Source organism: Anaerobacillus sp. 1_MG-2023, assembly GCF_030547345.1.
GTDB lineage: Bacteria > Bacillota > Bacilli > Bacillales > Guptibacillaceae > Guptibacillus > Guptibacillus hwajinpoensis_B.
Window position 1 is genome coordinate 597653 of record NZ_JAUORD010000001.1, and the last position, 12239, is coordinate 609891.

Here is a 12239-nt window from a genome sequence, read left to right on the forward strand (position 1 = left end):
TGCTTTACGCTTTTTTTTGATTATTTTTCGATTTTATCTCCATCTTTTTCCCACGCAGCAAATCCACCGCTATAGTTTAAAATGTCCTTGAAACCGAGTGATTGTAGTAAACTTGTTCCGATTGCTGAACGAGTACCAGACTGACAGTGAACGACGATTGTTTTATCTTCTGGAATGTCATTCGCCTGTTCTTCTAAATAGCCAAGCATGTGATGATTAGCTCCAGGAATATGGCCTGCGTTCCATTCATTTTCTTTTCGAATATCTACAACATAAACATCTTCTTTGTCATATACATCATTCAATTGTTCCGTTGAGATAAAGGAATATCCCTCTAGATCATCCCACTGGGAAAGAAGTTCTGGACTTGCATAGCCACGTATATGGTCGATCCCAATCGAATGGAAGGCCTTCACAATCTCGTCTTTCTGCTCATCGTCTGCAATGAGCAGAAGATCGTGATCATAATCTAGAACCCAGCCTGACCAATTCGTAAAGGCTTTATTAAATGGAAGATTAATCGCTCCATCAATATGTCCTTCTGCAAAATCCTGTGCAGGACGTGTATCAACGATTGTTGTGTTGTCCTTCCGTGCAAGCGCACGGAACTCGTCAACATTCATAATCTTCTCGAGTTCTTCCCCTGATAACACGTTAGGTCCTTCTTTATTGACCTTTTTCATAACGGCAAAGTATGTTGGGGCTTCTGGCTGTTCATTTAATAGTTCTTTAACGAATTCCCCTTCGTTCTCTTCTTTCAAAGCCCAATTATTTCGGAGCTCATAGCCCACTGTTGATTGCGGCACAGCACCAAGAGATTTCCCACAAGCACTACCTGCACCGTGTCCTGGCCAAACCGTTAGATATTCTGGTAGCTCTTTAAATTTTTGAAGTGATTGGAACATCGCCTTCGCTCCAGTTTCCGCTGTGCCTACAGCACCTGCGGCTTTTTCAAGCAAATCCGGACGACCAATATCCCCAACAAAGACAAAGTCTCCTGTGAAAATGCCCATTGGTACTTCTGAGCCACCACCGCGATCAGTGAGTTCGAACGAAATACTTTCCGGGGTATGGCCTGGGGTATGCATCACGCGAAGTTCTACATTACCAACGCTAATAATTGAACCGTCCGTTACTAGTTCGACATTTAATCCTTCTAGATAACCGTATTTCCAGTCTTGATCTCCTTCATCTGATAAATATAATTTCACATCATGCTTTTCAGCTAATTGTCTCGCGCCTGATACAAAATCGGCGTGTATATGCGTTTCAGCTGCGGCCACAAGATGAAACCCTTCTTTTTTCGCTGTTTCTAAATACGGTGTCACGTCACGCGCAGGGTCAATCACAAGCGCTTCACCAGTTCGTTGACAACCGATCATATAAGAATACTGTGCCAATTTCTCATCAAAGAAAGTACGTAAATACATGATTTAATCCTCCCGAAAACGTATTATTAATTACCCCACAGGGTATTTGATTTCATCATAAACTTTTTTAAACTTTTCATCAACCTTCTTGCTTTATACCCTGAATAACTAGTTCTCTAAAACATCATTTTCCCCTTCTAAAGAAAAAGAGAGTGCTCTTTATTATTTTCAATCTTGAACACAATAAATAGCTCTTAACAGAACGCCATTTTCTAGTGTTTACTTCAATTCACATGTTTATCGATCTTTAAATTGTTTAAATTATAGTAAAAATCCAAATAATAGCGCTTTTATTTAATCTACAAAGTTTTTCGATTCAGTACTATATAACTATTTTAATTGAATTATTTTCTACTAAATACAAATAATAACCAATAATACGCGAATAAAGTAGTGTGTATTTAGATTCTCATCCGTTATATTCCCAAAGTATTCCACATAGATTATTTCCCGCTTTTTTTATTACACAATTTGTTGTGATAGCATATTTAACGGTGCGCACCTAAGAAAAAACACAACTAAGACAAGGAAGTGACGTTTACGTAATGGAAATTACACACAATCCTAACCTTCTATGGTTTGTTATTGCTTATGGCATTCTCATGGTGGGACTTGGAATTTATTTCTCTAAAAAAGTGTCAAATAGTGAGGATTTTATTCTCGCTGGTAAAGGACTTGGTGCTCTAGTATTAACGGGTACACTGCTAGCAACTTGGACAGGTAGTGGAAGCATCTCAGGTGGCGAAACATCCATGGCCTACAGCTATGGCATTATTCCTGCGTTTCTTATGGCCATTCCAACGATAGTAGGTATCTTGATTCTTTATATCATTGCTCCAAGAATCCGAGCATTTGGGAAATATACAGTTTCTTCTATTCTTGAAGAAAAATACGGTTCATTCGCGAGGACGCTGGCAGGCATTATCATTATTCTTGCCTATGTAGGAATTGTTTCCTATCAAATGAAAGGGTTTGGTTTCATTCTGAATCTGACAACAGGTATTTCAGTTGAAACAGGTACTATTATCGGTGCCGCTCTTATCATCTTCCTAGCAACGATTGGTGGATTACGCTCGGTAGCTCCTACTGATGCTGTAAGTGCCATTTTGATGGTTGTAGGGCTAGGAATCACGTTACCAACCATATTTATTATTGCTGGTGGTTGGGACAGCATCCTGGCGAATGTACCAAAAGAACACTTAACATTTAGCGGTCAGTTATCGAACATTCAATTATTAGGTTATTTATTACCTTCTCTCTTTCTATTATTGGCTGACCAGAACATGTACCAACGGTTGGCTTCATCAAGTGGAGATCGTTCATCGAAAAAAGCTCAAATTGGTTGGCTTGTGGCGATGCTTCTGATTTCTCCAACAATTAGTTTAATCGCTTTTGCAGCACGTTCTATCTTCCCTGATATCGATCCAGGGATGGCACTGATGGCAACAACTGTCGTGATGCCAACGTTTGTCGGGGGAATTTTATTAACAGCAGCAACAGCATTTATCATCACTACAGGTAACTCTTACCTTCTTTCTGCCGCTACAAACGTCACGTATGATCTGTACGGAAAATATTTAAAAAAGGATGCGACTGATAAACAGTTGTTAGTCATGACCAAATGGTTCATCGTCATCCTCGGGGTTCTTGCTTATGTCATTATTAGCTTCTTCCCTACAGTATTATCTGTTCAAATGTATGCTTATACCGTTTACGGAGCTGGTATTACTCCTGCCGTATTAGCTGTCTTCTTCTGGAAACGAGTTAACCTTTATGGCGGTGTATCCTCTATGATCGCCGGTGTGGTGACAACGCTTGTTTGGGAAATCCCACTTGCAAAACCATTTGAACTAAATAGTGTTCTTTTCGCTGTTCCAGTAGCTGTTATCGTATTAATTGTCGTTACATTATTAACAACAAATAAAACAAAGTCTGTATAAATCAGTAGTCATATAAATTTTAAAGAACAGGTTGTGAGAAAAAATGAATCATCGTTTAGAGAACTTTTCGAATTGGCTAGAAGAAACTGGACAAACCTTTGCGTTTGTTCATTCTTCTTCCAATGTATTCTATCTTTCCAACTTTGAATGTGAACCACATGAACGACTATTAGGTTTATTTATTTTCCCGGATGCAGAGCCATTTCTAGTTTGTCCGGGAATGGAAGTATCTCAAGCAAGAGATGCAGGATGGAAACATGAGATTATCGGACATGGAGATGCCGATGATCCATGGGAATTTATCCATAATGCCTTGAAGAGTCGTGGTATTAAAGAAGCGAATCAGGTAGCTATAGAGAAAGAGACCCTCTCTTATGGACGCGCTGAACAAATTATGAAACGTTATCCATCTGTTTCATTTACAAGTGCTGAAGAGAAACTTCACGAACTACGTTTGATTAAAGATGAGCAAGAATTAGAGATCCTAAGAAGAGCTGCTGAACTAGCAGACTTCGGAGTTGAGACGGGAGTTAAAGCGCTCCAAGAAGGTTGTACTGAGATGGAAGTTCTTGCAACGATTGAGTACGAACTTAAGAAAAAAGGAATTCGTGAAATGTCCTTTTCAACAATGGTGCTTTTCGGTGAAAAAGCAGGACAGCCACACGGTAACCCTGGCGATCGTAAGCTAAAAAGAGGCGACCTTGTTTTATTCGACCTTGGTGTGGTGCTAGATGGTTATTGTTCAGACATTACGCGAACAGTTGCTTACAAAGAAGTGAATGAAAAGCAAAAAGAAATTTATGATGTCGTATTGAACGCGCAGCTTGAAACGCTCAATATCTCTCAACCTGGAACAAGACTTGGGGATCTTGATAAAACGGCGAGACGAATCATTGCAGACGCTGGATATGGAGACCAGTTCCCTCATCGCATCGGTCATGGAATTGGAATTGAAGTTCATGAATATCCATCTATGAGTGAAAACAACGACTCTCTTCTAGTTGAAGGAATGACATATACGATCGAACCAGGCATCTATGTACCTGAAGTAGGCGGAGTTCGAATTGAAGATGATGTTCTTGTTACGAAAACAGGGTATGAAACATTAACAAAGTATCCGAAAGAACTTCAAATTATTGAATAAGCTCCCAAGGAACGCCTTTCATAGGGCGTTCCTTTTTATATGATGAATTCCTTCTCGTACATATGATTGTTTTCTAACCTCCATCATTTACGTAAGCTAAACTTTTTGATAAATAGAACATCTTCTAATCGTGTTACAAACACATCAGATACGGGAACGCTCTTCTTACAGCACTTTATATTTGGTCATAACTCACCACAATACTACTTTGGAGGTTTTAAATGTTTACCTTAAGCGATATCCCAATGTTCTTCGTGAACTTTTTCATCATATTACCGATCATTACTCTACTACATGAAGCTGGTCACGTTCTTGTTGCAAGGATTTTCGGAGGAAAAATTAAATTCTGTATCGGCACTGGCAAGACCATTTTTAATATCGGACCTCTAGAAGTTAAAAAGAAGTACTTTATGGAAGGATGGTGTCAGTACGAGGATCTCACTTACAACAAGACATGGGCACACGTTGCCATCTATGCGGCAGGTAGTTTATTTAACATCATTGTCGTTCTTATTATGAACGCATTGATTTATGCGGAAGTCCTTCCAGTAGACCTATTCTTCTATCAATTCACTTACTTCTCCATCTACTTTATCTTCTTCTCTCTCATGCCTTATCGAAATGATTCTGGTAAACCAAGCGACGGCATGGCTATTATTGATGTACTTCGCTACGGAAAAGCAGAAGATCCAATCGATTGATCGATGACATAACTTTCATAGAAATAGCTACTTTTCGTCCGAAGAGTGGCTATTTCTTTGACTTGAGAACCTTCCTTCTATGATGAGGGGCATTAAAGGAAAGATAATCCTCTTTAAATATCACATCATGATTTCAAAAGATTATTTTTCCAATCATTTGCATATTCATGGGTTTTAAGACCCTTTAGTTAACAAGATCTTCAATCTTTTTAGGTCCTCTGCTTTATTGTTAAGCTTTTCCAATAGGTTTAAAATAGAAAGGGAATGAATGTTCATTCCGTATGTTGTGTAAGAAAGGGGGATGCTTGTGACGACCCAAAATAAACGGGAAAACATTATGACAAGCGCTCTTGCTTTATTTGCCGAGCGAGGTTTTGATGCGACTACCGTGCCAATGATTGCCACCTCAGCTAATGTGGGTGCTGGCACGATCTACCGTTATTTTGAGAATAAAGAGGTGCTCGTTAACACCCTTTTTCAAGATTATGTTCGAACATTTACAAAGACGATTGAGGATCAATTTCCTTATCATCAGTCCGTTCGTGATCAGTTTCATCATATATTTAAAGCCATGATTTTGTTTACAAATCAAAATGAACATGCGCTCTATTTTATTAAAAAGCATAGTGCCGCACACTTTCTAGACAGTCAAAGTCAGGAAGATTTCACACAGCTGCTTAATCTATTAAGAAGCTTCTTTGATATTGGTAAACAACAATCAGTAATTCGAAACCTGCCTTCTGAAGCCTTAATCGCCATCCTTTATGGAGCTTTTCTAGAACTTCAGAATCTTGTAAGAGCAGGTGAACTTCATCCCGACCTAGAGCTTCTTTCAGGTATTGAGAATAGCTTATGGGATTCCGTAAGATCACATTCGTGAAGAGCATTTGCTCTTCATAAAGCGAAATGAATGAACGTTCATTCCGCTAATTAACAGATGAGGTGATTTAAACATGACTACTAAGAAATCGTTCCCACAACCCCGAACATATGGACCTTTAGGAAGCATTCCTCTTATTGATAAAGAAAAACCTATTCAATCGTTTATGAGACTAGCAAAAGAATTTGGTCCAATCTACCAATTTCAATTTCCTGGCCGCACAAGTACATTCGTGTCCAGCGCAGATCTTGTCGCTGAAATTACCGATGAGAAGCGGTTTGACAAAAAAGTAGGACCCGCCCTCCAAAAAGTTCGTGCTTTCGGTGGAGATGGTCTATTTACAAGCGAAACGGAAGAACCAAATTGGAAAAAAGCCCATAATATTCTTCTACCAAGCTTTAGCCAACAGGCCATGAAAGGCTACCATAACAAAATGGTTGATATTGCTACACAGCTTATTCAAAAATGGGCACGATTAAATCCAGATGAAGAAGTCGATGTATCTGAAGACATGACTCGCTTAACGCTTGATACTATTGGTCTTTGTGGATTCGACTTTCGTTTTAATAGCTTCTACAGAGAGAATAATCATGAGTTTGTCGATGCTATGGTTCGTGCGCTAGATGAAGCAATGAATCAATCACAACGTCTCGGCGTTCAAGATAAGCTAATGGTAAGATCTAAAAAGCAATTTCGAGAAGACATTGACTATATGTTCAATCTTGTCGATGACTTAATCGCCGATCGTAAGAAAAACGGTGATCAGGGTGAAGATGATCTTCTATCTCATATGTTAAAAGGAAAAGACCCAGAGACAGGTGAACCTCTTGATGATAAAAACATTCGTTTCCAAATTATTACCTTTTTAATAGCCGGGCACGAAACTACCAGCGGTCTGCTTTCATTTACCCTTTACTATTTAATGAACAATCCTGACAAACTAGCCAAAGCACAGGAAGAAGTCGATCGCGTTGTTGGAGATGGCATTCCTGACTATAAGCAAGTGAAACAGCTTAAATATGTCCGAATGATTTTAAATGAAACGCTTCGGTTATGGCCAACGGCTCCCGCGTTTACTCTTTATGCGAAAGAAGACACCACGTTAAACGGTGAATATGATGTGAAAAAAGGGGATGATTTTACCCTTCTCTTACCAGAACTTCACCGTGATAAATCCATCTGGGGTGAAGATGTCGAATCATTTATTCCAGAGCGTTTTGAAGACCCATCTTCTATCCCGGCCCATGCTTTTAAACCATTTGGTAATGGACAGCGTGCTTGTATCGGACAACAGTTCTCTCTTCACGAATCTACGCTTTTGCTTGGTATGATCATCCAGAATTTCGAACTGATTGATCATGCGAATTATCAGCTAGATGTGAAAGAAACATTAACATTAAAACCTGACGGCATGAAAATGAAGGTGAAACCACGAAAAGAATCGATTTCTTTTGTAACTCAAGCTTCTGAGCCTGTTCAAAAAGATAAGAAAACTGCGCCAACACCCGTTGAAAATGCGCACGGCACTCCTCTTCTTGTCTTATATGGTTCAAACCTCGGATCAGCTGAAGGTATTGCACGTGACCTTGCTGAGACTGGTCGACAACAAGGCTTTAGCTCTCAAGTTGGACCACTGAACGATTATGTGAATGAACTTCCACAGGAAGGGGCTGTTCTGATTGTGTCTGCTTCCTATAACGGAAATCCTCCAGACAATGCGGATGAATTTGTACAGTGGCTCGATGAGATGGAAGATGGAGCAGTAAATGGTGTGCAATATGCTGTATTTGGTTGCGGTGACCGTAACTGGGCAAACACTTATCAACGTATCCCTTCTTTCATCGACGAGCAATTATCTCAAAAAGGTGCAAAGCGAATGGCTGAAACTGGATTTGGTGATGCAAGTGATGACTTTGAAGGCGATTATGAGAAATGGGAAGCAACGCTTTGGCCAAATCTCGCAGAAGCGATGAATATAGAATTAAATGAAAATAATGCAGAAAACAGCGCGATCTCTATGAGCTTCGTGAGTGGCGTAAGTGATACGCCTCTCGCTAGAACACATCATGCTTTCACTGCTATTATTAATCGAAATGTAGAATTACAGCATACAGAGAGCGGTAGAAGCACGCGTCACATTGAACTGATGCTTCCTGATGGCGCTTCATACCAGGAAGGTGATCATGTTGGTATCCTTCCACAAAACAGTGATAACATGGTTAATCGCGTCCTCGAGCGCTTCTCTTTAAATGGTCATGATCACGTTCTACTGACTGGAGATTCTGGTAAAGCAGCGCATCTTCCTACTGACAAACCAGTGAAACTCCAGGAACTTCTTTCTTCTTATGTAGAGCTTCAAGAACCAGCAACCCGTTCTCAAATACGTGCGCTCGCTGCACATACAGTTTGCCCACCGCATGTTGTGGAGCTCGAGCAATTACTTGAAGATGACACATATAAAAAAGAAGTTCTTGAGAAACGCGTTACGATGCTTGAACTCGTTGAGGAGTACATGGCTTGTGAGATTCCATTTGAGCGATTCATTGCACTGCTTCCACCATTGAAAGCTCGCTACTACTCCATTTCTAGTTCTCCGCTTTACAAAGAGCGAGAAGCGAGCATGACTGTTAGTGTCGTTCGAGACACTGCATGGAATGGTAAAGGAGAGTACAAAGGTGTTGCCTCTAACTACCTGGCAACGTGTGAATTTGGTGACAAAGTGGCCTGCTTCATTAACACGCCACAGTCCAACTTCCAGCTTCCAGAAGATCCAGAAACGCCAATGGTCTTAATTGGACCTGGAACTGGCATTGCGCCATTTAGAGGGTTCATTCAAGCACGTCGCGAATTAAGCAAGCAGGGCGTCAAGCTTGGTGCTGCTCACCTCTACTTCGGCTGTCGTAATCCTGAACATGATTACTTATACCAGGAAGAGCTAGAGCAAGCTGAAAAAGATGGACTTGTTACCCTTCACACTGCTTTCTCTCGTTGCCCTGGAAAAGAAAAAACGTATGTTCAACACCTTGTATCCGATAACGCTACAGATGTTATCCCACTTCTAAAAGATGGTGGACGCTTGTACGTTTGCGGCGACGGTAGCCACATGGCTCCTGAAGTTGAGCAAACGATGATCGCAAGCTATCAATCGATGTATGAAACAACTGAGCAAGAAGCAATTCAATGGCTAGAGGAACTTGAGCGAGACGGCCGATATGCGAAAGACGTATGGGCTGGCGCTTAAAATACAGAAAAACAGCGCATCCAGGCGGATGCGCTGTTTTTTTCAACTTCTCATTTCACTGCACTTTCTTCATATCTTTTGCATGAACTGCTGATTGCACCACTTCATCTAGTGACTTGCCAAATCCAGCTTCCATAACCGCACTATAGGCGCCCTCGATCAATGGCGCATCTGCAATCTTGACGGAATGAGCATCTTCTATTAACTCGACCGCCATCTCTGCATTCATGACTGAGCTTCCGAAATCCACGAGAATAACAACGCCATCCCCATGATCAGCCTTTTCAATAGAGGTTTGAATCTTAATAGCACTCGTTCCCATTTCACCATCATCTGTTCCTCCAGCATCGAGCACAGTAACTTCAGGCTGTGCTTCATCAAGCATCTTTTTCAATCCCTTTGAAATATCAGGACTATGTGATACCAGGACAAGACTGACCATTAAGCTTCACCGTCCTTATCTAGAACTGTCGCAAGGGATTCTATGAGATAATAAGAAGACTGCGCCCCCGCATCCTGTTTACCTTTTGATTTTTCTTTGTAGTAAGCCGCTCTGCCTTTCTTGGCTTCATACTCTTTTACATGCTCAAGCGCCGCCTTCGCCTTTTCGATCAAATGAGTAGGTGTAAGTTCATTTCCCTTCTCTTCCATTAACTCAATGACAGGTTCAAGTAAGTCGATCATCGTCTTCTCTTCACGCTCAGCCTTACCTCGTTTCTTCATTCCATCCACGCCAACTCGAAGACTTGAAGAAAGGTCGCTAAGCTGCACTTCTGTTCCTTCTAACTGATTTCCAGCTTTCATGAAAAGAGTCCCGTAAAGCGGTCCTGAAGCACCGCCTATCTTAGACAACAGACTCGTTCCAACAGCCTTCAGTACTTTCCCTGGTTCATCCGTCTCTTCATTCAGCTGTTCGACAGCCGCCTTAAAGCCTCTTGTCATGTTAAGCCCATGATCTCCATCTCCAAGCACCTGGTCAAGATCAGTTAGCTTTTCTTTATTCGATTCTATCTTTTTAGCAGACTCTTTGATCCATTGTCTAGCCATCTCTGCTGTAAACATACATGATCCTCCTTAGTCGTTTATCGTCCATGCAATCGTCTGACATGGATTTGTCACGTATTTCTTTAGTTCATTCGTTAATTTTAGAACTGTTAAAGAAGCACCTGCCATTTCAAGGGCAGTCATATAGTTGCCAACTAACGTCAATTCCGATTTAATGCCTTTTTCCTTTAAGAGATCATGAATACGATTATTTAGAATGTACAGCTCCATTAAAGGAGTTGCTCCCATTCCGTTCACAATGACCGCTGTTTCATCGCCTTGTTTTAGTTGTAGTTCGGGTAGTACTTCTTCTACAAGACGCTCTGCCAATTCATCTGCCGAAACCAGTCCGATCGTTTCCATCCCAGGCTCACCATGAATACCAATCCCAAGCTCCATTTCATTTTCTTTAATATCAAATCCTGGATTTCCTGAGCCCGGAACCTGGGCCGGATGAAGCGCTGCCCCCATTGATCTGACGTTTTGAATCACTTCATCAGCAAGCGCTTTCACTTCTTTCAGTGTTTTACCTTCTTGTGCAGCTGCCCCTGCAATCTTATGAACGAAAATAGTTCCTGCTACGCCTCTTCGACCTGTCGTATGAGTACTATCCTCTACCGCAACGTCATCATTAACAATCACCTGTTCGACATTTATGCCTTCGTCCTCCGCCATCTCGGCTGCCATTTCAAAGTTCATAACATCACCAGTGTAATTCTTTGTAATAAGGAGAACTCCAGCCCCCTGATCAACCGCCTTAATCGCTTCTAACATCTGATCTGGTGTAGGGGACGTAAACACTTCTCCACTAACAGCTGCATCAAGCATACCTTCTCCAACGAATCCCGCATGTGCAGGTTCATGTCCACTTCCTCCACCGCTAACAATACCTACTTTGTTATCCGAAAGATTTTTTCTGACGAGGACAGTTGTACCTTCCAGTCTTTGATAAGATTCGGGATGTGCTTTCACCATTCCGTCTAGCATTTGGCTTACAACGTCATCTGGTTGATTAATTATTTTCTTCATCAGTTTATCCCTCCCAGAATGGTTATACCCGTGTTTTAGATTTCGCAAAAGTCGAAATAAAAGGAAAGGCCTCTATCTATAAAAAAGACGCTTCTGTTTTTCACAAAAGCGCCTTTAACATATGATTTTATAAATATTCTTCATGTGGTGCTTGCGCTGGGTATAGCACGTAATACAGCGGATAAGCTCTTTCATACCAGAACTGAATGATTGGGCCAAGCAAAAATACAAGTGCAATGGTCCCAACGCCGACAGGACCTCCGATCATTAGAGCAAGCGAAGCCATAACAACGGCGACAATTGTCTGTCCCATTTGTAAGCTAAGATTAAATCTAGAGCTAATAACGAGAAATAGCTGATCAAACGGTGCACGTGGAAACTGTGGCAATATATAGATGGCCACTCCTAGCCCAATCGCTCCCATCCCTGCAATAAGAATCGCTATTTTTGCCATCAGCGGTGCTGATGCTAACTGAACGGATGAAAATACAATCTCTAACCAGAAATCCAAAATAAAACTTTCTAAAATAATTGGTAGGATCGCTCCATACTCTGGCTTTTGTTTCATTAAATTCCCATTTAGGAATATAACCAGTATTTGAAATAAACCATACCAGAAACCAACAGTTAACCCAGCTAAATCGGAAAGACCTATAAAGAACGAAGTCCAAAATCCTGCGCCAAGCGTTGCATGAATAACTAGTGCAACACCAAAGAAGTTAATAAACATACCTAGAAGATAAACCGTAATTCGATAAACCATTACGACCTCCTCCCTTCCACTAAAAATAAAGAAAATCTGATAGCATGACGCTTAGAGAAAGCATCTT

At 41.0% G+C, this 12239-nt stretch carries 10 protein-coding genes; 5 read left to right on the forward strand and 5 right to left on the reverse strand.

Annotated features, from left to right (window positions below):
• Positions 1–20 precede the first annotated feature (20 nt).
• Positions 21–1430 (reverse strand): MBL fold metallo-hydrolase, encoded by a 1410-nt coding sequence (locus Q4550_RS03180; protein WP_303530301.1) that lies wholly within the window; start codon positions 1428–1430, stop codon positions 21–23.
• A gap of 545 nt (positions 1431–1975) precedes the next feature.
• Here Q4550_RS03180 and Q4550_RS03185 point away from each other — a divergent pair.
• From Q4550_RS03185 to Q4550_RS03205, 5 genes are all read left to right on the forward strand, one after another.
• Positions 1976–3370, forward strand: a complete 1395-nt coding sequence (locus tag Q4550_RS03185; protein ID WP_194220421.1) for a sodium:solute symporter family protein — start codon at positions 1976–1978, stop codon at positions 3368–3370.
• Positions 3371–3413: 43 nt separating this feature from the next.
• On the forward strand, positions 3414–4514 hold the full coding sequence (locus Q4550_RS03190; RefSeq protein WP_303530304.1) for a M24 family metallopeptidase: 1101 nt from the start codon (positions 3414–3416) through the stop codon (positions 4512–4514).
• Between the two features lie 221 nt (positions 4515–4735).
• Positions 4736–5215, forward strand: a complete 480-nt coding sequence (locus tag Q4550_RS03195; protein WP_303530305.1) for a site-2 protease family protein — start codon at positions 4736–4738, stop codon at positions 5213–5215.
• 307 nt (positions 5216–5522) lie between these two features.
• Positions 5523–6095, forward strand: a complete 573-nt coding sequence (locus Q4550_RS03200; protein WP_483298550.1) for a TetR/AcrR family transcriptional regulator — start codon at positions 5523–5525, stop codon at positions 6093–6095.
• 73 nt (positions 6096–6168) lie between these two features.
• On the forward strand, positions 6169–9336 hold the full coding sequence (locus tag Q4550_RS03205) for a bifunctional cytochrome P450/NADPH--P450 reductase (protein ID WP_303530307.1): 3168 nt from the start codon (positions 6169–6171) through the stop codon (positions 9334–9336).
• Between the two features lie 55 nt (positions 9337–9391).
• On the opposite strand, the gene dhaM is transcribed toward Q4550_RS03205, so the two are convergent.
• The 4 genes from dhaM to Q4550_RS03225 form a co-directional block, all read right to left on the reverse strand.
• On the reverse strand, positions 9392–9778 hold the full coding sequence (dhaM, locus tag Q4550_RS03210; RefSeq protein ID WP_303530308.1) for a dihydroxyacetone kinase phosphoryl donor subunit DhaM: 387 nt from the start codon (positions 9776–9778) through the stop codon (positions 9392–9394).
• Entirely contained in the window at positions 9778–10398 is a 621-nt protein-coding gene (gene dhaL, locus Q4550_RS03215) for a dihydroxyacetone kinase subunit DhaL (protein WP_303530309.1), read from the reverse strand. Before dhaL ends, dhaM begins: the two co-directional genes overlap by 1 nt.
• 12 nt (positions 10399–10410) lie before the next feature.
• On the reverse strand, positions 10411–11409 hold the full coding sequence (gene dhaK / locus Q4550_RS03220; RefSeq protein WP_303530310.1) for a dihydroxyacetone kinase subunit DhaK: 999 nt from the start codon (positions 11407–11409) through the stop codon (positions 10411–10413).
• A 127-nt stretch (positions 11410–11536) separates the two neighbouring features.
• Entirely contained in the window at positions 11537–12172 is a 636-nt protein-coding gene (locus tag Q4550_RS03225; protein WP_303530311.1) for a YczE/YyaS/YitT family protein, read from the reverse strand.
• Between the last annotated feature and the right edge of the window lie 67 nt (positions 12173–12239).